The 23,156-nt window shown below is 60.4% G+C and carries 21 protein-coding genes and 2 pseudogenes; 9 read left to right on the top strand and 14 right to left on the bottom strand.

Features of this window, described 5'->3' with window-relative positions:
- Positions 1-52: 52 nt before the first annotated feature.
- The 8 genes from JFT87_RS15400 to JFT87_RS15435 all read right to left on the bottom strand — a co-directional run bounded on the left by JFT87_RS15400 (position 53) and on the right by JFT87_RS15435 (position 8,553).
- On the bottom strand, positions 53-922 hold the full coding sequence (locus tag JFT87_RS15400) for an isocitrate lyase/PEP mutase family protein (protein ID WP_201202486.1): 870 nt from the start codon (positions 920-922) through the stop codon (positions 53-55).
- 378 nt (positions 923-1,300) lie between these two features.
- Entirely contained in the window at positions 1,301-2,335 is a 1,035-nt protein-coding gene (astA, locus tag JFT87_RS15405) for an arginine N-succinyltransferase (protein WP_201202487.1), read from the bottom strand.
- A gap of 61 nt (positions 2,336-2,396) precedes the next feature.
- The gene (locus JFT87_RS15410; RefSeq protein WP_201202488.1) at positions 2,397-3,413 is read right to left on the bottom strand and encodes an arginine N-succinyltransferase; all 1,017 of its coding nucleotides are present in this window, start codon (positions 3,411-3,413) and stop codon (positions 2,397-2,399) included.
- A gap of 120 nt (positions 3,414-3,533) precedes the next feature.
- Positions 3,534-4,883 (bottom strand): APC family permease, encoded by a 1,350-nt coding sequence (locus JFT87_RS15415; protein ID WP_201202490.1) that lies wholly within the window; start codon positions 4,881-4,883, stop codon positions 3,534-3,536.
- 104 nt (positions 4,884-4,987) lie between these two features.
- Positions 4,988-5,740 carry an N-formylglutamate amidohydrolase gene (locus JFT87_RS15420; RefSeq protein ID WP_201202492.1) on the bottom strand — a complete coding sequence of 251 codons (753 nt, stop codon included), beginning with the start codon at positions 5,738-5,740 and terminating at the stop codon, positions 4,988-4,990.
- On the bottom strand, positions 5,724-7,055 hold the full coding sequence (locus JFT87_RS15425) for a glutamine synthetase family protein (protein WP_201202494.1): 1,332 nt from the start codon (positions 7,053-7,055) through the stop codon (positions 5,724-5,726). The genes JFT87_RS15420 and JFT87_RS15425 overlap by 17 nt, the downstream gene beginning before the upstream one ends.
- Positions 7,052-7,696, bottom strand: a complete 645-nt coding sequence (locus JFT87_RS15430) for a cysteine hydrolase family protein (RefSeq protein ID WP_201202496.1) — start codon at positions 7,694-7,696, stop codon at positions 7,052-7,054. Before JFT87_RS15430 ends, JFT87_RS15425 begins: the two co-directional genes overlap by 4 nt.
- Before the next feature lie 2 nt (positions 7,697-7,698).
- The gene (locus tag JFT87_RS15435) at positions 7,699-8,553 is read right to left on the bottom strand and encodes a MurR/RpiR family transcriptional regulator (RefSeq protein WP_201202498.1); all 855 of its coding nucleotides are present in this window, start codon (positions 8,551-8,553) and stop codon (positions 7,699-7,701) included.
- A gap of 331 nt (positions 8,554-8,884) precedes the next feature.
- Here JFT87_RS15435 and JFT87_RS15440 point away from each other — a divergent pair, with 331 nt between their 5' ends.
- Entirely contained in the window at positions 8,885-9,454 is a 570-nt protein-coding gene (locus JFT87_RS15440; RefSeq protein WP_201202500.1) for a histidine phosphatase family protein, read from the top strand.
- Positions 9,454-10,209 carry a precorrin-6A synthase (deacetylating) gene (cobF, locus tag JFT87_RS15445; RefSeq protein WP_201202508.1) on the top strand — a complete coding sequence of 252 codons (756 nt, stop codon included), beginning with the start codon at positions 9,454-9,456 and terminating at the stop codon, positions 10,207-10,209. The genes JFT87_RS15440 and cobF overlap by 1 nt, the downstream gene beginning before the upstream one ends.
- Positions 10,210-10,327: 118 nt before the next feature.
- On the opposite strand, the gene ftrA is transcribed toward cobF, so the two are convergent.
- On the bottom strand, positions 10,328-11,302 hold the full coding sequence (gene ftrA, locus JFT87_RS15450) for a transcriptional regulator FtrA (RefSeq protein ID WP_201202510.1): 975 nt from the start codon (positions 11,300-11,302) through the stop codon (positions 10,328-10,330).
- 101 nt (positions 11,303-11,403) lie between these two features.
- Between ftrA and JFT87_RS15455 the strand changes: the two genes are divergently transcribed.
- From JFT87_RS15455 to JFT87_RS15470, 4 genes are all read left to right on the top strand, one after another.
- Positions 11,404-11,832, top strand: coding sequence for a rhodanese-like domain-containing protein (locus JFT87_RS15455; RefSeq protein WP_201202512.1), 429 nt, complete (start codon positions 11,404-11,406; stop codon positions 11,830-11,832).
- A gap of 324 nt (positions 11,833-12,156) precedes the next feature.
- Positions 12,157-12,939 (top strand): ABC transporter substrate-binding protein, encoded by a 783-nt coding sequence (locus JFT87_RS15460; RefSeq protein WP_201202514.1) that lies wholly within the window; start codon positions 12,157-12,159, stop codon positions 12,937-12,939.
- A 201-nt stretch (positions 12,940-13,140) separates the two neighbouring features.
- Positions 13,141-14,253 carry a M14 family metallopeptidase gene (locus JFT87_RS15465; RefSeq protein WP_201202516.1) on the top strand — a complete coding sequence of 371 codons (1,113 nt, stop codon included), beginning with the start codon at positions 13,141-13,143 and terminating at the stop codon, positions 14,251-14,253.
- Positions 14,254-14,421: 168 nt separating this feature from the next.
- Positions 14,422-15,138 carry an alpha/beta hydrolase gene (locus JFT87_RS15470; protein ID WP_201202518.1) on the top strand — a complete coding sequence of 239 codons (717 nt, stop codon included), beginning with the start codon at positions 14,422-14,424 and terminating at the stop codon, positions 15,136-15,138.
- Here the strand turns inward: JFT87_RS15470 and JFT87_RS15475 are convergent.
- Complete coding sequence (locus JFT87_RS15475; protein WP_201202519.1) at positions 15,128-15,691, bottom strand: hypothetical protein; 564 nt, start codon at positions 15,689-15,691, stop codon at positions 15,128-15,130. The two genes, JFT87_RS15470 and JFT87_RS15475, sit on opposite strands and share 11 nt — an antisense overlap.
- Positions 15,692-16,359: 668 nt before the next feature.
- A pseudogene (locus JFT87_RS15480) lies at positions 16,360-17,109 on the bottom strand (hypothetical protein); the annotation flags it as partial.
- A gap of 147 nt (positions 17,110-17,256) precedes the next feature.
- Between JFT87_RS15480 and JFT87_RS15485 the strand changes: the two are divergent.
- Together JFT87_RS15485 and JFT87_RS15490 are read left to right on the top strand one after the other, a co-directional pair.
- Positions 17,257-17,793, top strand: coding sequence for a chalcone isomerase family protein (locus JFT87_RS15485; protein WP_201202520.1), 537 nt, complete (start codon positions 17,257-17,259; stop codon positions 17,791-17,793).
- A gap of 80 nt (positions 17,794-17,873) precedes the next feature.
- Entirely contained in the window at positions 17,874-19,196 is a 1,323-nt protein-coding gene (locus JFT87_RS15490; RefSeq protein ID WP_201202521.1) for an Nramp family divalent metal transporter, read from the top strand.
- A gap of 192 nt (positions 19,197-19,388) precedes the next feature.
- Here JFT87_RS15490 and JFT87_RS15495 read toward each other — a convergent pair.
- The 3 genes and pseudogenes from JFT87_RS15495 to JFT87_RS15505 form a co-directional block, all read right to left on the bottom strand.
- A pseudogene (locus JFT87_RS15495) lies at positions 19,389-20,572 on the bottom strand (acetyl-CoA C-acetyltransferase).
- 11 nt (positions 20,573-20,583) lie between these two features.
- Entirely contained in the window at positions 20,584-21,249 is a 666-nt protein-coding gene (locus tag JFT87_RS15500) for a CoA transferase subunit B (RefSeq protein ID WP_090182831.1), read from the bottom strand.
- 36 nt (positions 21,250-21,285) lie between these two features.
- Positions 21,286-21,984, bottom strand: coding sequence for a CoA transferase subunit A (locus JFT87_RS15505; protein WP_201202522.1), 699 nt, complete (start codon positions 21,982-21,984; stop codon positions 21,286-21,288).
- A 247-nt stretch (positions 21,985-22,231) separates the two neighbouring features.
- On the opposite strand from JFT87_RS15505, the gene JFT87_RS15510 reads away from it, so the two are divergent.
- Positions 22,232-23,134 (top strand): LysR family transcriptional regulator, encoded by a 903-nt coding sequence (locus tag JFT87_RS15510; protein ID WP_201202523.1) that lies wholly within the window; start codon positions 22,232-22,234, stop codon positions 23,132-23,134.
- The last annotated feature ends 22 nt before the right edge of the window (positions 23,135-23,156 follow it).

Here is a 23,156-nt window from a genome sequence, read left to right on the forward strand (position 1 = left end):
AGTGATCGTTCCCACGTAGAGCGTGGGAACGATCCGTCGCCCGGTCAATCCATCACTCCTTGACGCTCATGTATTCCTTCGCCCAAAGGATGTATTCCTCTGGCTGCGTATAGGTATGCGTTAACTCGGTCGCGCTCAAATCCGACGCCTGGGTAAAGATCTGCCGCTGTTCACGCAAGCTGTCGTAAGTCGCCTTGATCGCCGCAAAGTACGCGCCATGGCCGTCGATGGTGACCCGCACGCCCAGTTCCGCCAGGCGTTTATCGTCGCGCAGCGCCGGGTTGCCGTAGGTGACCAGCATCAGTGGCACGCTCAGGTGTTCGGCGATTTTTTCCAGTTGGTCGAAGTCCTGGACGCCGACCATGCAAATCCCGTCGGCCCCGGCGTTTTGATATTGCTGGGTGCGGCTGATGATTTCCTGGATCGGCAGGATCCCCGCATTGGTGCGGGCGATGATCGCCATTTCCTTGTCGACCCGGGCTTCCAGCGCTGCGCGAATCTTGCCGACGCCTTCAGCGACGCCGATCAAGTCGGTGGACTTGCGGCCGAATTGGGCCGGCAGCAGGGTGTCTTCGATGGTCAGCGCGGCGATGCCGGCGCGTTCGAGTTCGACGATGGTGCGCATCACGTTCAGGGCGTTGCCGTAGCCGTGGTCAGCGTCGGCGATGACCGGCAGTTGGGCCACGCGGCCAATACGGGTGGCCTGTTCAGCGAATTCGCTGAGGGTGATCAGTGCGAAATCCGGGGCGCCCAGTACCTGCAACGATGCGACCGAGCCACCGAGGATCCCGACTTCAAAACCCAGGTCTGCGGCAATACGCGCCGACATAGGGTCGAACACCGAAGCGGTGTGGTAACAGGTGTCGGAAGCCAGCAATTGGCGAAAGTTACGGCGCAAATCTTGATGGGAAAGCCTGGACATATGAGTTCCACCACTGCATTGGAATGGAAGGGCTTGAGCAAAAGTGTCAACGCCGAAGGAATAAAAGGCTATCACGTGAATGGGTCAATGATCATGACGAATTTGCACGGGTAAGGCTGGCGCGTAGCCGTTTGCTGAAAGGTATCACCTGTGCAGAGGGAATTTGGCTGTGAAGGGAGGATCAGGTGTGCTGAAGCGGATTTGTCCGGGCGCAGAAGATTACTGTGGTGAGGGGATTTATCCCCGTTCGGCTGCGTAGCAGTCGCAGTGCCGTTCAGTACGGTATGTCTGACGAAATGAAGTGACTGGTTTTGGGGCCGCTGCGCAGCCCATCGGGGATAAATCCCCTCGCCACGGGGATTGCGGTGTCTTTGACAATCAGGCCGCCACCGCCTGCTGCGCCTGATTCAACAGCGTCACCGCCCGCACCGAATTCCCCGGTTGCAGCTGCAGACGCTTGGCAGTGAGGCGGTCGACGATCAGGCTGTTGCCCACCAGCCGCGCCTTGGCGGTGGTGATGCGGCAGTTTTCCATGCGTTGGTTGTGGATCAGCCACACCGGGGCCTGTTCGTCCGGGGTGCCAATGCCCAGCACCAGCGACTGGCTGTCACGCACGGTGCGGATTTTCGAGACCTGCGCTTCAATCACCGGTCCGCCATCAAAGATGTCGATGTAGTCCTTGTGGGCAAAACCTTCGGCATTGAGGATCTTTAGCGCCGTCTGCGTGTTCGGGTGAGCCTTGCCGATCACAGCCTGAGCCTGTTCGGTAAGCAGACAGGTGTACAGCGGTTGGCGGGGCATCAGTTCGGCGATGAACGATTTGTTGCCCAGCCCCGACAGGTGATCGGCGTGGCTGAAATCCATCTTGAAAAAGTGCCGGCCCAGACTGTCCCAAAACGGCGAGCAGCCTTGTTCGTCGGCACTGCCGCGCAGTTCGGCGATGAGCTTGTCGCCAAACAGCTGCGGGAATTCGGCGACGAACAGCAACCGCCCCAACGACAGCAATCGACCGTTGTTGCCGTAGCGCTGATCGGGGCGCAGGAACAGCGAGCAGAGTTCCGATTGGCCGGTCATTTCGTTGTTCAGGAACAAGGTCGGAATATGCTTCTGGATACCCAGGTCCGGCGACGAACTGACCGTCAGCCCGACCCGGTAGTTGTACCAGGGCTCTCGCATGCCGACGGCCCCCGTCAGGGCACTGACCCCGACCACGCGTTGCTCGTCGTCCTCCAGCACGAACAGATAATCGGCGTCGGCACGTTCGACCTGTTCGGCGAAGGTCCGCTGGGACCAGCGCACGCGGTGGGCCAGGCGATCTTCGTTCGCCGGCAGGGTGGTGAACCCGGGGCCTGCCTGTTGCACCAGCGTCAGCAAGGCGGGCAGGTCGGTGATGTGAACCGGGCGGACAATCATGATGCAGCTCCTTTTGCGCGCGTGCTCGGGCGCTGTCGTTGGGCACGGGTCCCGGTGATGCTCACAGGGCGATCAGCCGGATCGGGCTGCCGTCGGTGACGTTCAGGGCGGCGCACAGGTCGGCGCTCAAGCCCACCGGTTGTCCGGCGGTGTAGTCCAGTTCGGTGATGATGGCCCGGTAATCCTTGAGCGAATCGTTGCTCACCAGGTAACTGCCACGGGCGTCGATGGTCTCAACGGGCTGCGCGGTGCCGGTGTGGCTGTGGGCAATAGAGCGAATGTTCGCGGTACGCGCATACAGCGTCGGGCCGCCGTCGAACAGGTCGATGTAGCTGTTGGTTTCAAAGCCTTCGCGCTCCAGGATGTCGAACGCTTCCTGGCCGTCGGGGTGAATCCGGCCAATGCACTCTTGCGCCGCTTTAGGCAGCATCGGCACGTAGATCGGGTATTGCGGCATCAGTTCGGCGAGGAAGGTCCGGCTCTCCAGGCCACAGAGTCGCTCGGCCTCGACGTAAGGCAGGTCAAAAAAGTGTTTGCCCAGGGCATCCCAGAACGGCGACTGGCCCTGATCGTCGCTGTACCCGACGATTTCGGTGATCACCGCCTCTGAAAAACGCGCGGAGTGAGCCGCGATAAACAGCAGCCGGGCCCGTGACAACAACTCGGAAAACGGCGTGCGCACCAGTGCCGCATCAATGTGAAAGCCGCGCAGCAAGGTGTGGCCGCTGAGGTCGTGGCACAACGACAGCGCCGGCACGCCGTGCTCGATGTTCAGTTCCCGTGAGGTGCTGGTGAAGTGGCGGTTGCGTAAGCTGTAGAACGGCTCACTGAAACCGGCGGTGGCAAGGATTTCCGAGCACCCGGTCAGACGTTGGCTGGCCAGGTCTTCGAGGACGAAAAAGTAGTTCTCCGGGCCGTTGCCTTGTACGTCTTTGTCGAACGAGGCGCAGGAGTCGAGAATTTTCTCGCGCAGGCGTTCGCTATCGTCCGGCAGCGACGTGACGCCCACCAGGCTGTCGCGGGCCAGTTGTTGCAACTGGGGCAGGTCGGTTAACTCGACTGGGCGTAAGACCAGCATGGATGTACTCCTGTATCAAAGGGTTCGGCGGTTTGCCGTCGAACCTGACTATCACTGTCGGTGTCCACGCGTTAAAGCAGCGGTCGCCTGATTTGTTGTCAGACGCCGCCCTTTTTGTTGTCAGACGTTGCTCGGGTCCGGCAACGACGTGCTGGCGCCCAGCTTGTTCAGGAAGAACAAATAGACCAGACCCAGAGCAATCCAGATCAAACCGAGCTTTTGTGCATCGACGCCCATGTTGTACATGATGGCCGCGACGATGATGAAGCCGACCACCGGGCAGAGCAGGTGACGGATCACCTGGCCGGATTTCTGCCGGCGCCAGTAGTAGTTGATCACGGTCAGGTGCAGCAGCATGAAGCCACTCAACGCGCCGAAGTTCACCAGGGAGGTGAGGGTGTCCACCGAGTTGATGAACAGGTAGCAAATCACCAGCGACAGCACGGCCACCAGGTAAATGCTGATGTGCGGCGTGTTGTATTTTGGATGGACCTTGGCCAGCACTTTCGGCAGTTTACCGTCCCGTGCCATGCCGAATATCAGCCGCGATACCGCCGATTGCGAAGTGATGGCCACCGCCACACCCCAGGACAGGGCCGTGGCCACGGCGGTAAGGGTTGCCAGCCAGCTGCCAGCGGCAATTTCAGCAATTTCATAAAACGCGGTGTCAGCGGATTTGAAACCCATGCCGGCAGCCAGATCGGTGGCGATCCAGGTCTGCACCACGAAGATCACGCCCATCACCACCAGGGTAATCAGCGCAGCCTTGCCAACACTGCGGCCCGGGTCCTCTTTGATCTCTTCGGCCAGGGTGGAAATCGCATCGAAGCCAAGGAACGACAGTACTGCAATCGACACCGCTTGCATCAGCAGCGCGAAGTTGAACGTTTCGGGGTTGTACAGCGGCGCCAAGGTCAACTCACCGTGACCGCCGCCGTTGTGCAGGGCATTCCAGGCGTAGAACAGGAAGATCCCCAGCACCACCAGTTGCGCCAGCAGAAAGACGATGTTCATCCGTGCGGTGAAGGTGATGCCCCGCAGGTTTACAAACGTCGCACTGACCAGGAACGCCAGGATGAAACCGACTTTCGGAATATCCGGGTACAGGTGATTCAGCGCCATGGCCGCGTACACGTACAGCAGCGGCGGGATCAGCAGGTAATCAAGCAGCATCAACCAACCGGCAATAAAGCCGACATGTTGATTCAAGCCGCGTTGTGCGTAGGAATACACCGAGCCGGCAATCGGAAAAGCCTTGGCCATGCTGCCGTAGCTGAGGGCGGTAAACAGCATCGCCACCATGCCGATAATGTAGGCCAGCGGCACCATCCCGGGCGCCTCGGCGTTGACGTAGCCATAAACACCGAACGGGGCGATGGGGATCATGAAGATCATCCCGTACACCACCAGATCCGTCAGTGTCAGGCTACGTTTCAACTCCTGCTTGTAGCCGAATTCTTCTATTTCCATGAAGCGCAACTCCTTGTCAGCCAGTCGATCGTTTTTAGTTGTTATATCGGTCCATCGTTTACAGCGTCAGCAGTGCTCGAAACATCCGTTACAGCAGTCTTTCGTTACAGCAGGGGCGCGAGGTATGCGGCCCAGCGCGACACGGCTTCGGGGCTGCGCAGCAGATCGTTGCGCACCTCGATCAACACCGATTCCAGCTCGCGAGCATCGCCGTGCACCGGCACGGTCATGTCCCCCAGAGGGTCTATCTTGTACGGCTGATTGCCGGCCACTTTCTTCGAATGCCGGCTCAACCCGTCGATCACCCGTTGGGCGTAATTCCGGGCCCCGCCAAACAGCACGCCGGCTTCCAGCAACCGGGGCTGACCGTAATAAATCGGGGTGAAACTGTGAATCCCCACCACTCGAACTGCTCGCCCTTGCGCCACGCGCTCGTCGATCAGGCTTTGCAAGCGGGTGTGAAACGGCTTGAACAACGTTTCCCGGCGGTACTCCCGGGTGGCTTCACTCAGTTGCTGGTTGCCCGGCACCTGATAAATCTCGCTCTGACCCGGAATGCTGTCCGGGGCATGGCGTGGGCGATTGAGGTCAATCAACAGCCGTGAGTAGTTGGCCGCCAGCAGCGTCACGCCGAGGGTTTCGGACAAGCGCTCAGCCAGCGCCAGGGCACCGATGTCCCAGGCGATGTGCTCACGGGCGGCTTCAAAGCTCAAACCCAGATCATTCAACGCCGGCGGAATAAAACGGCTGGCGTGTTCGCACACCAGAATCAGCGGGTGCTCGGAGGCTTCCCGGATCAAGGTGTACGGGGGCTTGGTGTAGAGCCCAAGTTCAGCAGGTTCAGTACAGACGGGCATAGTGCTCACAAAGGTCGGCGGGCGAGAGCTGTTCCGTCAGCGTCAGTTCCTCGGTTTTCAGGGCGAAATAAGAGTCGAGCAGTGCCTTGGGCAACGCTTCGATCAGCGCCTCACTGTTGCGCAGGCAGTCCAGGGCCTGGGGCAGAGAGGCGGGTAGGGCAACAATGCCCCGGGCCTGGCGTTGTTCTTCATTCAGGGCATCGGGGATTTCATCAGTGATTGCATTCAGTGCCAGGCGTTGTTCGATGCCCAGGCGTCCGGCAATCAGCAGTGCGGCCATGGCCAGGTGCGGCGAGGCGGTGGCGTCCATGGCACGAAATTCGAGGTTGTACTGCGCGGCTACGGATTTACTGCCCAGGGTTACCGTCGGGCAGATCCGCAGCGCCGCTTCGCGGTTGCGCTGGCCGAGGCAGGCATAGGAAGCGCTCCAGTGATGGGGCAGCAAGCGCTTGTAGGACACCGGCGTCGGCGCGGTTATGGCGCAGAGAGCCGGCAAGTAATGCAGGATCCCGGCGGCCCAGTGCTGGCCGAGGGTCGACAGGCCATTGGTGGTGCCGGCGTCGTACAGCAGCGGTTGCCCGGCGAGGTCTTGCAGGCTGATGTGCAAATGCACACCGTTGCACATTGCATGTTCGGTGGTCTTCGGCGCGAAGCTCAGGTCCACGCCCATTTGCCGAGCGACTTCCCGGGTGATTTCGCGCACGTTCACCGCACGGTCGGCGGCGGCGACACCGAGCGCCGGGCGGCAGGTGATTTCGTATTGATGCTTGCCGTATTCCGGCAGGAACATCTCCGGCTCCACGCCACCCGCGCGCAAAGCGCTGAGCAACCAGCCGCCGAATTCGGCACCCTGGCGCTGGGCTTCAAGGGAGAACGCCCGACAATCGGCATCGCCGCTGTCCAGGTTGAATTCGTGTTCGAACGCGGCGTTGACCTGCACCCCCAACTCGGCCCTATAACGTTCCACTTCGTTGCGCAGCAGGGTGCGCGGGCATGTGGCCCACGGCCGGCCATCGGTTTCGCAGAGGTCGCCATGGATGAAGTCCAGAGGCGGGGCATTGGCGTCCGGGCCGTTGCTGACGGTCACCCGGCTGCCCATGTCCGGAATCAATCGCAAGTCACCGTAAGCGCCCCACGGACTGGCCGAGGCGATGACGTCTTGCGGGGTCAGTGCGCTGTTGGCGGGCACCCAGCCGATACCGGCGGCTTGATAGTGCTCCAGCTCATCGGTGGGAAAGGAGCGACCGCGGGTCACGCCGATCAGGTCGGTGGTGACAATCGTGGTCATCGGGACGGGCAGCAGGCGCGCGCTCATGGCTGCATCTCCTGCAGACGGGCGAGCACGGTTTGCGTGTCCGTAATCCAGCAATAACCTTTGATCGCGTTGAGGCAGGCCTGATGCCGTTCCGGGGTGTAAGTGGCGCAGGCGTCTTCCACCAGCGTCACCAGGTAGCCACGGTCGGCGGCGTCACGCACCGCCATGTCGACGCACTGGTCGGTGACGATGCCGGCGATGACCAGATGCCGCGCCCCGAGGTTGCGCAACACGTAGTCGATGTTGGTGGAGTTGAAGACCCCCGAGGAGCTTTTCGGCAGCACGACTTCGTTTTCTTCCGGGGTCAGGTCCTCGATGATTCGCGCCTGCGGGCATCCTTTGGGCAGGTGCATGTCCGAGAGTTTGTGGTCCAGGGAACGGTCGCGGCCATCGGCGGTGAGGCTTTCGATCAGGGTATGTACTACGTTCTGCCGGGCGCTGCGAAAGGCGCTGAGCAACCGCCGCTGATTGGGCACTACCTGCATGTGAGTGCGAGTCAGGAAATATTCGGCGTCGGGGTCGTTGAGGTGCGGGTCGAACTGCGGTTCGAGCCAGGCCCGCTGCATGTCGACCAGCAACAGCGCGGTGTGGTCAGTGACAAAAGGCAGGTCGCGCGGCGAGCGGTGGGGGAGCGTAAACATCCTTATTTTTCCTCCAGTAGATGGGTGTCGAATTCAGAACGCAGGGCATCGATGCCTTCCAGGCGATCGGCCAGATCGGGGCTGCGCAAGGTCAGGCAAGCAATCAGTGCTTCAACCTGCGCCAGCGCCGGGACCAGGGTGTCGAACGCCGAGACCGACTCCACCGGCGAGCTGATGATCAAATCGGCCATTTCCCGCAACGGCGAGGTATAGATGTCGGTGAACAGCACTACCCGCGCATAGCGATTTTTCGCGGCACTGGCCACCCGCAAGGCCTGGGACTGGTAGCGGCGATAATCGAACACCAGCACCACGTCCTGGCGCTGTACGTCGAACAGTCGGTCCGGCAACTGGGCGTTGTCTTCCAGGGCAAAACAGCCGGGGCGCAGCAGGCGCAAATGGTTGAGCAAATAGTGGGCGAGGAAACTGCTGAAACGCCCGCCGAAGCAATGCACTTGATGGCGAGCGTCGAGCAACCATTCCACCAGAATCCGTACATCTTCAGGTTGCGTCAGGGCCTGGGTTTCCACCATGGAGCGATGGGTTTCCGCCAGATAATGGCTCCACGGATCATCTTTTTGCAGGTGGGCGCGGGGTTGCAACAGGGTGCTTGGGGAGCGCAAGCGGTGGTCCATGTCGCTGAGCAACGCGTCCTGGAACTCGGCGTAACCGCTAAAGCCAAGTTTTTTGACCAGTCGCACAATGGTCGGGTCGCTGACACCGGCATGCTCGGCCAATCGCGACATCGGGCCCAGTCCGTTACGCGGGTACTGGTCCAGCAAGGCGCGGATGACTTTGCGTTCCGAAGGCGTAAGGTCCAGGCCGGGATCGGTGATCAGGTCTCTAAGAGGGGGCATCCGGGCTCCTGCTGGATGGGTGTGTCGGTTTCATTTCACAATTCACTAAAACAGTATTTATGTAACTCACACTACATGTCTAGTGAATTTTTTGTCCTTTTGCCAAGGCCCCAAAATGGAGCAAGATGCCCGTGTAACAAGGGCTACACGGTAGTCGTTCTGCTTTGTAGTCCATTGCCCACAGTGATGTCAGATTTTGCCGATTTTACGGAAGTCAGGCGGAGTCCTCGTGAATGATGCATTGCCCGCAAACCCGCGGGATACGCGACAATTGTTCAATAACGCGGCAAGTGCTGCGGATTTTTCAGACCTTTCCATTGAGTGACTGCTTGTGCGAACCAGCCGTTTGACATTGATTTGCCATGCTCGAACCGTCGCACAGAAATTGTCGCGTTTTCCTACGAACGAGCCTGTTGAAAATCAGCGTTTGGCGTCCGACTCACTGGCTGACCGTTTCGACGGCGCGTTCCGTCTGCTATGCGGCCCCGAGTTACGCACACGGCAGACCGCCGAGTGGTTTGGCCCGGATGCCGAGATCGATCCGGCATTGCGTGATTGTGATTGGGGCCGCTGGCACGGGCAGTCGCTCAAGCAGTTGCAGAATAGCGACGCGCAAGCATTGCAAGCGTGGCTCGCCGATCCCCACGCCGCACCGCCCGGCGGCGAGTCGGTGGTGCAACTGGGCGAGCGAGTGGCGGCTTGGCTCGATGGGTTGAAAGCCACGCCAGGGCATATCGTCGCCATCACTCATCCTTACATCGTGCGTGCGGCGCTGATGCAGGTGGTGCGGGGCGCTGCATTCAATGCAATAGATGTCGAGCCGCTGGCAATGGTCGATTTGCGCTTTAACGGTATCTGGCGGCTACGCTTGCCCGGCATCGACATTGAGGAGGCTGTCTGATGAAAACTTTGCTGGTGATCGGCATTGGCGCCGGCAACCCGGACTACATCACGATGCAGGCGGTAAAGGCGCTGAATCGGGCGGACGTGTTTTTCCTCATGGACAAGGGCCAGAGCAAAGACAAGTTGATCGATCTGCGGCGTGACATCTGTGAGCGCTACATCACCGATCGCGACTACCGCTTCGTCGAAGCCCACAGCCCGGAACGCGAGCGTGGCGACGTAGACTACAAGGCCAGTGTCGAGGATCTGAACCTGGCCAAGCAGAACACCTTCGAACGGCTGATCAACGAGGAAATGACTGACGGCCAGTGCGCCGGTTTCCTGGTGTGGGGCGACCCCGCGTTGTACGACAGCACCGTGCGCATCTTGCAGGCGATTCTGGCCTCGGGGCACTGCGAGTTTGAGTTCGAAGTGATCCCCGGAATCACCAGCGTTCAGGCGTTGGCGGCGCAACATAAGGTGCCGTTGAATCGCATCGGGCGCTCGATTGAAATCACCACGGGCCGGCGGCTGGCGGCGGGGCAGGTGAGTGATGCGGATAGCCTGGTGGTGATGCTCGATGCGGAAGATTCCTACCATCGGGTGGCGGATCAGGAGACGGAGATTTACTGGGGGGCTTACTTGGGCACGCCGGATGAAATCCTTATCAGCGGCAAGCTCAAGGATGTGGCGGATGAGATTGAACGGGTGCGCAAGGCGGCGCGGTTGGCGAATGGGTGGATTATGGATACCTATTTGTTGCGCAAGCCTTGAGTTTGGCGGTGTCTGGTTGGACGCCATCGCGAGCAAGCCCGCTCCCACATTGGTTTTGTGAACGACACAGACCTAATGTGGGAGCGGGCTTGCTCGCGAAGAGGCCCGCAAGAACACCTCAAAAAACGGCTTGTACCCCGCGCCCAAACCGCTCCCGATACACCGACGGCGGCACCCCGACCACGCTGCGAAACGCCACCCGGAAACTCTCCACCGAACGATACCCGCAATGCTCGGCAATCTGCTCGGTGTTCTGGCGGGTGCTTTCCAGCAACTCCCGGGCCCGGGCCAGGCGTTGATGCTGCAACCAGGTCTTCGGCGACTGGCCGCTGGCTTCGGTGAAGCGGCGCAGAAAGGTGCGTTCACTCATTGCCGCCTCACTGGCGAGGTCGCGCACCTCCAGCGGTTCATGCAAACGCTCCCGCGCCCACTGCATGACACGTGACAAATCACTGCGCGGCGTTGGACTGACCGGTGTAGGAATAAACTGCGCCTGACCGCCGGTGCGCTGCGGCGACATCACCAGTCGCCGCGCCACCGAGTTGGCCACCTGAGTGCCAAAGTCCCGCGCCACCAAATGCAGACAGGCGTCGATACCGGCAGCGCTGCCGGCCGAGGTGATCAACTGACCCGAATCGACATACAGCACGTCCGGGTCGACTTGAATGTTCGGAAAGCGCTCGGCCAGTTCCGTGGTGTAGCGCCAATGGGTAGTGGCGCGGTGACCGTCCAGCAGGCCAGTGGCCGCCAGCACGAACACCCCGGAGCAGATCGACAACAACCGCGCGCCTCGGGCATGGGCCTGACGGAGTGCGCCGAGCAGCGCCTCGGGCACCGGTGCCTGACGATCGCGCCAACCGGGCACGATGATGGTTCGGGCGCGTTCCAGCAGTGGCATGCCACCGTCCGCCAGCACCTGAATGCCACCCATGGCGCGCATCGGGCCTTCATCCACGGCGACGATCTGATGTTCATACCAAGGGAAATCGAACTCCGGCCGGGCCAGGCCGAAGATCTCCACGGCAATGCCGAACTCGAAAGTGCAGAGGCCGTCGTAGGCAAGAATCGCGACTAATCCAGGATTGGGCAGCATTTGGCGGAAAGTTCCCGGTAGGTGTCTTGTACGCCACTTTAGCGGCAAGTGACGGGTAGATAAAGTCTGCCTACACCCACCGAGACTTTGGAGTACAGCCCATGACCAGCCTTGTTCGCGAGATTTCTGCAGCCCCGTCGGCCATTGCCCTGATGCATTTCAGCAATCGCCTGACCTTTGAAACCGATTGTTCCGACGTCTATGGCAGCCAACAGGCCGGCGAGGTGGATTTTGTGTTGGTGGACACGCGCGGCCCGCTGGCTTTTGAGCGGGGGCATGTGCCGGGGGCGATCAATATTCCGGGGCGTTTGATGAAGGCTGATGGTTTGGCGGTTTATCCGAAAAACACTTTGTTTGTGGTGTATTGCGCCGGACCACATTGCAACGGTGCCAACAAGGCCGCGGTGAAACTGGCGGCGTTGGGCTACCCGGTCAAAGAGATGATTGGCGGGGTGACGGGGTGGCTGGATGAGGGGTTTCAACTGAGCGTGGCGACAGCGGCCAAAACCCCCATTGCCTGCGAATGCTAATGCCTGTGTAGGAGCTGCCGAAGGCTGCGATCTTTTGATTTTTTTAGAATCAGGATCAAAAGATCGCAGCCTTCGGCAGCGTCCTACAGGGGATTCCTGTGCTGTTTGAGGGCTTGTCCTACAGCCTTTGCACCACGACGGCGCAGCCTTTGACCTCGGTCAATCGGCTCGCCGATTTTCTGTAAGTATTTGTCGCATCAACACAATTTACCCTGTGCGCGCCGCCATAGACTGCCGGCCACTTCGGTATTTGCCGCTAAATGGCCATGACCGAACGCTGAATCGAAAGCTGCCAATAAAAGCCTCCGCACACAGGAGTTATAAATGAAGAAGCTAGTGATGTTCGGTGCCCTGGCACTGTCGATGTTGTCCCTGACCGCCGTGGCCGAAGACGCCAAGCCGATCCGCATCGGTATCGAAGCCGGTTACCCGCCATTCTCGATGAAAACCCCTGACGGCAAACTCACCGGTTTCGACGTGGACATCGGCGACGCGCTGTGCGAGCAGATGAAAGTGAAGTGCGTGTGGGTCGAGCAAGAGTTCGACGGCCTGATCCCGGCCCTGAAAGTGAAGAAAATCGACGCGATCCTGTCGTCCATGACCATCACTGACGACCGCAAGAAAAACGTCGACTTCACCATCAAGTACTATCACACCCCGGCGCGCTTCGTGATGAAGGCAGGCACCGACGTGAAGGACCCGCTGACCGAACTCAAGGGCAAGAAAGTCGGTGTGCTGCGTGCCAGTACCCACGACCGCTTCGCCACTGAAGTGCTGCAACCGGCCGGGATTGTCCTGGTGCGTTACGGCTCCCAGCAGGAAGCCAACCTGGACATGGTCTCCGGCCGCCTCGACGCGATGCTGGCGGACTCGGTCAACCTGGACGACGGTTTCCTGAAAACCGACGCCGGTAAAGGTTTCGCGTTCGTCGGCCCGACCTACGAAGACGCCAAGTACTTCGGTGGCGGCGCCGGTATCGCTGTGCGCAAGGGTGACAAGGAGCTGGCTGACAAATTCAGCACCGCTATCACCGAGATCCGTGCCAACGGCAAGTACAAGCAAGTGCAGGACAAGTACTTCAACTTTGATGTGTACGGCGGCGAGTAACCCAGCCGTTTAAAAAAGTGGCCACCGTTGACGCGGTGGCCACTTTTTTTGCGTTTTAATTGTGACGAGATCTTTGTAGGAGTGAGCCTGCTCGCGATAGTGGTGTATCAGATGCCATCGGTACTGAATGTAAAACCGCTATCGCGAGCAGGCTCACTCCTACAGGGGATCTGTGTGATCCAGCTATTGAGGAGTTTTCCCATGCAACGCATCGACCATCCACTGCCCTGGAGTCATCTGGGCACCGAGCGCAGCCTCAGCGTGTTTCGTTATGGCGCGGGCGCCCGCAAGGTTTACATCCAGGCCAGCCTGCACGCTGACGAACTGCCGGGCATGCGCACGGCTTGGGAGCTGAAGAAGCGCCTGGCCGAACTCGAAGCCCAGGGCCAGTTGCAGGGCGTAATCGAATTGGTGCCGGTGGCCAACCCGATCGGCCTCGATCAGCATTTGCAAGGCGCCCATATGGGCCGTTTCGAACTGGGCAGCGGCAAGAATTTCAACCGTGCGTTCGTCGAATTGAGTGCTCCGGTGGCCGCGTTGATCGGTGCTCAGTTGGGCGACGATGCCGAAGCCAACATTGCGCTGATTCGCCAGACCATGGCCCAGGTGCTCGACGACTTGCCGGCACCGGCGTCGCAACTGGAAGCCATGCACCGCTTGCTGCTGCGCCATGCTTGCGATGCCGATATCACTCTGGATTTGCATTGCGACTTCGATGCAGCGATTCACATCTACGCCTTGCCGCAACACTGGCCGCAGTGGCAATCCCTGGCGGCGCGCTTGAAGGCGGGCGTGGCATTGTTGTGCGAAGACTCGGGCGGCAGCTCGTTCGATGAATCCTGTTCGACGCCATGGCTGCGTTTGGCACGGGCCTTCCCTGAGGCGGCGATCCCACCCGCCAACCTGGCGACGACGCTGGAACTGGGCAGCATGGGCGACACCCGGGTCGATCAGGCCCAGGCCAATTGCGAGGCGATTCTGGGGTTCCTCGCCGAGCACGGCTTCATCAAAGGCACTTGGCCTGCAGCCCCGAGCGAGTGCTGCGAAGGTATGCCGTTCGCCGGCACCGAGTACCTGTTCGCCCCGCACCACGGCGTGGTCAGCTTCCTGCGCGAGGCCGGTGAATGGGTGGAGCAGGGCGATGCGCTGTTTGAAGTGGTCGACCCGTTGAACGACCGGGTAACGACCGTGAAGGCCGGGACCAGTGGCGTGCTGTTTGCGATTGATCGGGGGCGCTACACCGAGCCGGGGACGTGGCAGGCGAAAGTTGCCGGGCGTGAGCCGTTTCGGGTTGGGAAGTTGACTAACGACTGACAGTCTTCGGCCTCATCGCGAACAAGCTCTACGCCTGCAAGAGCTACACCGAACTTGTAGGAGCAGAGCTTGCTCGCGAAGAGGCCATCAGCAACACCGCCACATTTGGATCCTTGCCTGAGAATGCTAGGCTCACCCCCGAACCCGACACTCTGTTAAGGAAGGCTTATGTTCAAGGCGTTTGCTCTGTTGACCTTGCTGGCATCCACCGCCGTGCAGGCTCAAACTTCGCTGCAAAGCGATCTGCCGCTGAAGTACATCGAGCAGGTTCACGCGGACGCGAATCCGCGGCCGTTGGTGATTTTCCTGCACGGCTACGGCAGCAACGAAGCCGATCTGATTGGCATGAAATTCCAGCTGCCGGCGCAGTACAACTACCTGTCGGTGCAGGCCCCGTTATCGTTGGGCGAAGGGCGCTACCAATGGTTCCGCAAGAAAGGCGAAGGTGCCTACAACGGCGAGACCGATGATCTGAAGGTCAGCGGCCAGAAGCTGCGTGACTTTGTCGCGCAAGCGGCGAAGAAATATCACGCCAGTCCGGACAAGGTGTACCTGATCGGTTTCAGCCAAGGCGCGATGATGACGTACGAAGTGGGGCTGCGACCGCCCGCAGCGGTAGGTGGTATTGCGGCGTTGAGCGGACGTTTGCTGCCGGTGCTCAAAACCGAGTTGAAGGCGGAGCAGCAACCGCTGCCACTGAGCATCTTCATCGGCCACGGTACGGCCGATGATCGTGTGCCGTATCACGACGGCACCGAGGCCAATGCGTTACTGCAAAAGCTCGATTACAAGCCGCAATTCCACGCTTATCCCGGCGTCGGCCACAGCATCAGTGCGGCCGAACTGCGCGATTTGAATGGCTGGTTGCAGCAGCTCAATCCTTGAGGATGGTTTTTACCAGCGCCTCGTGGCCGGCCTTGTCGCTGACCCGGGAAATCACCTGAACCAGCGCCATGTGCGTGCCGGAACCGGCCATCAACGTGGTGTTGAGGGTCTGACCACCGCCCTGGGTGGCCGTGCTATCGACCTGGCGCAGGCCGAGACCGGTGCTTTTCTGGGTCAGGCTTTTCTCGGTGAGCTTGTTGAAGTCCGGCAGGGCTTTGCGCTGGGCGTCGATGAAGTCGGACACGGTGCCGTCGAGGAACGCACTGTCGTTGTCCTTGACGTTGTTGCCTTCGGGAATCAGGTTTTCGGCGGCGATGACCACGGTTTTAGTGGTCTGATTGGTGTACATCGTGCCCTTGGCGCCAGTCGGGCCGGCCGGCAGCGGGTCGGCGACAAAACCCTTGGGCAGGACGAAGGTAAATTTGCCTTCGAGCATCGAGACTTTCTCGGTGGTGGCTTTTTCTTTGGCCTTGGCCGCCTGAGCGTTGATGGCGCCGAGACCGGCGACGGCCGCCAGCAGCAGGACGACGGCTTTCTTGCTCAACAATGACATTCGAATCTCCGAGGAATGGACGCGTTTAGGCGGCCGATCATCCCATGCGGCGCGTTGCCACTCCAGCCCGGCTCGTCTGAACCCACCTTCTGGGGTCGGTCATGCACCTTGTGGTGAGGGGGTTTATCCCCGTTCGGCTGCGCAGCAGTCGTAAAAGATGGGCGCGCTGCGCACGCCAACGGGGATAAATCCCCTCGCCACAAGGGATAAATCCCCTGACCACAGGGGACAGTTTCAACGTTGAGGTTGGGGTGATTTGGAGGGTGGAGGCTTGGCCAGCAGCTTACGGGTGACCACCTTCTGAGGTTGGTTATACACCTTGTGGTGAGGGGATTTATCCCCGTTCGGCTACGCAGTAGTCGTAAAGAAGGTGGGCGCGGTGCGCACGCCAACGGGGATAAATCCCCTCCCCACAAGGGATAAATCCCCTCACCACGGGGGATAGTTTCAACGTTGAGGTTGGGGCGTGTTGGAGGGGGAGGCTTGGCCAGCAGCTTACAGGTGACCACCTTCTGAGGTCGGTTGTGCACCTTGTGGTGAGGGGATTTATCCCCGTTCGGCTGCGCAGCAGTCGTAAAAAGATGGGCGCGCTGCGCACGCCAACGGGGATAAATCCCCTCACCACGGGGGACAGTTTCAACGTTGAGGTTGGGGCGTTTTGGAGGGGGAGGCTTGGCCAGCAGCTTTCGGGTGACTCCTAGCATCGCCACTGAAACCGCGACACCCACCGCAAACCCACCCAAACCCATGCTCGGCAATGTCAGCGCCGACACCAGGCAGAACGCCGAAAACGAATACATGCCCGTCGCCGTCGCGCGTAACAGTACGGCGGTAAATTCAGGCCCGCGCGTCTGCTGGGAAAACACCGCCATGACACTGCCGAGTACCGGGAACACCGCGAGCAGTCCGCTCCAGCGTTCACCGACAGTGCTGGCGAGCATCGTCACCACCAGCGTCAGCGCCGCGCCGGCGATCATCCGCCAGATCAGTTTGTCCGACTTCGGCGCCGTACCGTTCAGCACCGGTTGCACGTCAGGAAATAAATACGGCGAGGCGAGCAAAGCAATCGCCGCCGCGACTACGGAGAACGGCAGCGACGGCGCAATCACCGACAACACCGACGCAAGCGCAGCCCACACCGCCAGTGAGATCGCCAGCGCCCACGGCCAACCGGCTCGTTGAGCGACTTGGGCGTACGTCACGCAGAAGGCAATCATCGCGAACATCGCTGAGAGCCCGGCGGTCGCGGCCTGGGCGGCAAACACCTGGCCTTGTTCAATGGCGAGGAAAAACAGAATCGGCCCGACCACCACCGGCAGCCCCGACAACCAACCGGCCACGCTCGGCCCCCAACGTTTGCCCGCCAAGGAAATCAGCAGCAGAAACCCGGGAATCACCAGCAGTTTGAGCATCAGCACGCAGGTGTCTCCGTCGGGTCAGAGGCGCTCACGTTAGCACCGCCGATAAGCGATTGCTGCATATGTGTGCAATTTTTGTATACAAATTGGTCGCTGCGATCCGCGCTATGCTCTGATTATCCAGACTTGCTCGGAGTTGACGCGGCGATGAACAGAACTCCCAAAGTGTTGCGTGGATGTTGTGGCATCGGCTTGTGGGCCTTGTTGTTGACGCCGACCTGGGCCAATTGGCAGGACGCGGTGCCCGGTGCGCAGATTATTGGCACGGGCGATTTCAGTGTTTGGGGCTTCGATGTGTACAACGCCCGGCTCTGGAGTGCGGCGCGGCCCTTGGCACCGGACCAGCCATTTGCTCTGGAGCTGATCTACCAGCGCAACATTTCCCGGGACGATCTGGTGAAGGCCAGCGTCGATGAAATCAAACGGTTGTCCGGCTCCTCGGTCAGCGCTGAACAACTGGCCGGCTGGCAGATCCAGATGCAGCAGTCGTTCGTCGATGTCCAGGCGGGCACCCGCATCACCGGCGTGTATTTGCCGGGGCAGGGCGCACGCTTCTTTGTCGGCCAGCAGTTGCAACACGAAGTGAAAGACCCGCAATTCGCCCGAGCCTTCTTTGACATCTGGCTCGACCCGCGCACCCGCAATCCCGAGTTGCGCCAGCAATTATTGGGTGTGAGTCGATAGAAATCAGAAGTTCGTTTGATCTTCAAGGTTATGGCTTAAACGTCTAAGCTGCGCCTTTCCACCTGTCGACGGATGTTTGCGTGAACTTCAGTTTTTTGCCCAAAGTCGCCACGGCGCCGTTTTGCCCGCCGGAAGTGGCCGGCAGTGTTGCCGTTGACCCCAGCGCTACGTTCTTCAAGCGCCTGCTGCGCTTTGCCGGCCCGGGCTTGCTGGTGTCGATCGGCTACATGGACCCGGGCAACTGGGCGACGGCCATCGAGGCCGGTTCGCGCTTTGGCTACAGCTTGTTGTTCGTGGTGTTGCTGGCGAGCCTGGCGGGGATGGTCGTGCAGTGTTTGTGTTCGCGACTGGGCATTGCCACCGGGCGTGACCTGGCGCAATTATCCCGCGAGCGCTACAGCACTCGCACCGCCCGCACGCAATGGGTGCTGGCGGAAATCTCGATCATCGCCACGGATCTGGCCGAAGTGCTTGGCTGCGCCCTGGCATTCCATTTGTTGCTCGGCTGCTCGCTGACCTTCGGCATCGCGCTGACCGCGTTCGACACGCTGCTGGTGCTGGCCTTGCAGAACCGTGGCTTCCGCCGGCTCGAAGCGATCATGCTGGTACTGGTCGCCACCATTGGCGTGTGTTTCTTCGTCGAGCTGATGCTGATCAAACCCTACTGGCCGGACGTCGCCCGTGGCTTCACGCCGTCATTGTCGGCCATCGGCGATGCGGCGCCGCTGTACATCGCTATCGGCATTCTCGGGGCCACGGTGATGCCGCATAACTTGTACTTGCACACCTCGATCGTCCAAACCCGGATGATCGGCCACGACCTGGCCAGCAAGCAGGACGCGGTCAAACTGGCGCGCATCGACACCATCGGCTCCCTGGCCCTGGCGTTGCTGGTCAACGCGGCGATTCTGATTCTGGCGGCGGCTGCGTTTCACGCCACCGGGCATGGCGATGTGGTGGACATCCAGGACGCCTATCACCTGCTCGATCCGCTGGTGGGCGGGGCCTTGGCCAGCGTGCTGTTTGGCGTCGCGCTGCTGGCCTCGGGGCAGAGCTCGACCTTCACCGGGACCATCGCCGGGCAGGTGATCATGGAGGGTTACCTGAACCTGCGGATTCCTTGCTGGCAGCGGCGTTTGATTACTCGCGGGCTGGCGCTGATCCCGGCGTTCATCGGCGTGTGGCTGATGGGCGACAACGCGATTGGCAAGCTGTTGGTGTTGAGTCAGGTGGTGCTGAGCCTGCAACTGCCGTTTGCGTTGTACCCGTTGATCAGCATGACCAACGACCAGAAACTGATGGGGCCGTTTGTGAATCGGCTGCCGACGCGGGTGTTGGCGTGGGGGTTGTTTGGGGTGATCAGTGCAGCGAATGCCTGGTTGATTTTGCAGTTGGCTGGGTGATTTTCAAAGCCCCCGTGGCGAGGGGATTTATCCCCGTTCCAGTGCGAAGCGCTGGCAAAAATCTGTGTCGAGTCGACATTTCTGGGCTGCTGCGCAACCCATCGGGGATAAATCCCCTCGCCACAAAAGCGATGAAACCAGACAGCGAGCGGATGTCGTGGATCCGCCCGCCGCCTGTATTGCTCTTTTTGCTTACGCGCGCTCCAGCGCCAGTGCCACGCCTTGACCACCACCGATGCACAGGGTGGCGAGGCCTTTTTTTGCGTCACGCTTGATCATTTCATGCAGCAAAGTCACCAGCACTCGGCAACCCGACGCGCCGATCGGATGGCCCAGCGCAATGGCGCCGCCGTTGACGTTGACCTTGTTCAAGTCCCATTCCAGGTCCTTGGCCACTGCCAGGGATTGCGCGGCGAAGGCTTCGTTGGCTTCGATCAGGTCCAGTTGGTCAATCGACCAGCCGGCCTTGTCCAGGCAACGGCGGGTAGCCGATACCGGACCGATGCCCATGATCGCCGGGTCGACGCCCGCGTTGGCGTAAGCAGCGATTTTCGCCAGTACCGGCAGGCCGAGGGCCTTGGCTTTTTCGGCGCTCATCAGGATCACCGCAGCGGCGCCGTCGTTCAGCGACGAGGCGTTGCCGGCGGTCACCGAACCGTCCTTCTTGAAGGCCGGTTTCAGTTTGCCCAAGGACTCGGCTGTGGTGCCGGCCCGTGGCTGTTCGTCGGTGGCGAAGGACAGCGGATCGCCCTTGCGCTGCGGGATCAGGATCGGCGTGATCTCATCGACAAAACGCCCGGATTCGATGGCGGCCGTGGCTTTTTGCTGGGAGGCCGCGGCGAAAGCGTCCTGTTGTTCGCGGGTCAGGTTGTACTTGTCCGCCAGGTTCTCAGCGGTGATGCCCATGTGGTAATCGTTGAACGCATCCCACAGACCGTCGCTGATCATGGTGTCGACGATTTGCGCGTGCCCCATGCGCAGACCGGTGCGCGCACCGGGCATGACGTAGTTGGACAGGCTCATGTTTTCCTGACCGCCGGCAATGATCACGTCGGCGTCGCCGCAGCGGATCGCCTGGGTCGCCAGGTGCAGGGCTTTGAGGCCCGAGCCGCAGACCTTGTTCAGGGTCATGGCCGGCACGGGGTGAAGGGCAGGCCGGCCTTGATCGCCGACTGGCGTGCCGGGTTTTGCCCGGCACCGGCGGTCAGCACCTGGCCCATGATCACTTCATCGACTTGAGCCGGGTCCAGCCCGGTTTGCGCCAGCAACTGACGGATCACCGCAGCGCCCAGATCAACGGCGGACACACCCGCCAGGGCACCCTGGAAACTGCCAATGGCGGTACGGGTGGCGGCAACAATAACGACGTCTTGCATGGAAAAATTCCTCACTGGGCAGCGAATTGCATTTCCGGAACGTGATCCGGCACGATCAGTTTACCGGCGGTCTTGGCGACAATTTCTTCGACGCTAACGCCCGGCGCACGTTCTTTGAGAATGAACGCGCCGTCCTTGATTTCGAGGTAGGCGAGGTCGGTCAGCACACGCTTGATGCAGCCGGCGCCGGTCAGCGGCAGGCTGCATTTGGACAACAGCTTGGACTCACCGTCCTTGGACGCGTGGGTCATGATGACAATGATGTTGTCTGCGCCGGCCACCAGGTCCATCGCGCCGCCCATGCCCTTGACCAGTTTGCCGGGGATCATCCACGAGGCGATATTGCCTTCCACGTCTACTTCAAAGGCGCCCAGTACGGTCAGGTCGACATGGCCTCCGCGGATCATCGCGAAGGACTCGGCCGAGGAAAAAATCGAAGCGCCAATACGTGCTGTCACGGTTTGTTTGCCGGCGTTGATCATGTCGGCATCGATGGTTTCTTCAGTAGGAAAAGGGCCCATGCCGAGCAAGCCGTTTTCCGACTGCAGCATGACTTCCATGCCTTCAGGGATGTAGTTGGCGACCAGGGTCGGGATGCCGATGCCCAGGTTCACGTAAAAGCCGTCCTGCATTTCGCGGGCGACGCGTTGAGCCATTTGTTCGCGGGAAAGTGCCATTGTTGTTATTCCTTCATTCGGGCCGGGGGCAGGGGATCACTTACGCACGGTGCGCTGTTCGATGCGCTTCTCGAACGTGCCGCAAATGATCCGGTCGACGTAGATGCCAGGGGTGTGGATCTGCGACGGTTCCAGCTCGCCGGGTTCGACGATTTCTTCGACTTCGACCACGGTGATCTTGCCGGCAGTGGCGGCCAGCGGGTTGAAGTTCTGGGCGGTGTGGCGATAGATCACGTTGCCGAAGTGGTCGGCTTTCCAGCCTTTGACGATGGCGAAGTCACCGGTGATGGATTCTTCCATCAGGTACTTGCGACCGTGGAATTCGCGCACTTCCTTGCCTTCGGCAACCGGGGTGCCGACGCCAGTGGCGGTAAAGAATGCAGGGATGCCTGCGCCGCCCGCGCGCATTTTTTCGGCGAGGGTGCCTTGAGGGGTCAGGTCGACTTCGATGGCGCCGCTGAGCAGTTGCTCTTCGAACATCTTGTTCTCGCCCACATACGAGGCGACAACCTTGCGAATCTGCCGGTCTTCCAGCAGTACGCCGAGGCCGAAACCGTCGACGCCGCAGTTGTTGGAAACCACCGTGAGGTCGCGGGTGCCTTTGCGCTTGATCTCGGCGATGAGGTTTTCCGGGATCCCGCACAGGCCGAAGCCGCCGGCGATCACGGTCATGCCGTCTTCAAGACCTGCAAGGGCTTCCTCGTAGGAACTCACGCGCTTGTCGAAACCTGCCATATGCACCTCTTTTATTCTTTATGGGCGGCTGGCTAGCCGTAGTGGGGATGAGTGTCTCGCCAGAGTATTCATTTGTTAAGTTGATTTTTAAGGTTGATTGATAGATAAAACTCACCAATACCTCTGTAGGAGCTGCCGAAGGCTGCGATCTTTTGACGTTGATCTTTTGTGATCTTCAAGCCGCCGAAAATCAAGATCAAAAGATCGCAGCCTACGGCAGCTCCTACGCAACTGGAGCAAAGCGACGATGACAGTCAAGCAGATCCGAGCCTTTCTGGCCGTGGCCCAGAGCCTGAGTTTTGCCGTGGCCTGTGAGCGGTTGCACTTGTCGCAATCGGCGTTGAGCCTGACCATCAAGGCCCTGGAAGAAGGCCTGGGCGGACGCCTGTTTAGCCGCAACACACGCAACGTGGCGCTGACTCCTGAGGGTGAATCGCTGCTGCCGCTGGCCCGTCGGCTGATCGCCGATTGGGACAATGCCGAAGATGAACTGCGTCAACGTTTCACTCTGCAGCGCGGTCGCGTGACGGTGGCGGCGATGCCTTCGTTTGCCGGCAACCTGCTGCCGCCGATCCTCAAGACCTTCCGCGCGCGTTACCCGAAAGTCAACGTCACGGTGAATGACGTGATCAACGAGCAGGTGCTGGAAATGGTCCGCGATCGGCAAGTGGAGCTAGGCGTTTCGTTTGAGCCGGCTCATAGCTCGTCGCTGGAGTTCACGCCGTTGTACATCGACCGGTTTGTGGCGGTGGTGCCGCATGATTCGGCGTTGACGCAATTGGAGGAGATCGACTGGCAGACCTTGTTGATGGAGCCGTTTATCACTTTGCAGCGACCGTCCACAGTGCGGGTGATGCTCGAAGAACACTTGCAGGCTCGCGGTATGAAGTTGCCGGTGGAGTTTGAAAGTCATCAACTGGCGACGGTGGGACGGATGGTCGCCAGCGGGTTGGGCGTGAGCGCGGTGCCGGCGCTGTGCCGGCAGCAAATGCAGGAGTCGGGCGCGCACTGCATTACTTTGCGTGACCCGGTGGTGGAGCGGGCGATTGGCGTGTTGACCAAGCCGGGGCATGAACTGTCGGCGGCGGCGCAGGCGTTGTTTGATATTTTCAAGGAAGCAAACCTGGGCCAACGCCTGTCTGCCGGATAAACACATAACCCTGTGGGAGCGG

Source organism: Pseudomonas sp. TH15 (assembly GCF_016651105.1).
Classification (GTDB): Bacteria; Pseudomonadota; Gammaproteobacteria; order Pseudomonadales; family Pseudomonadaceae; genus Aquipseudomonas.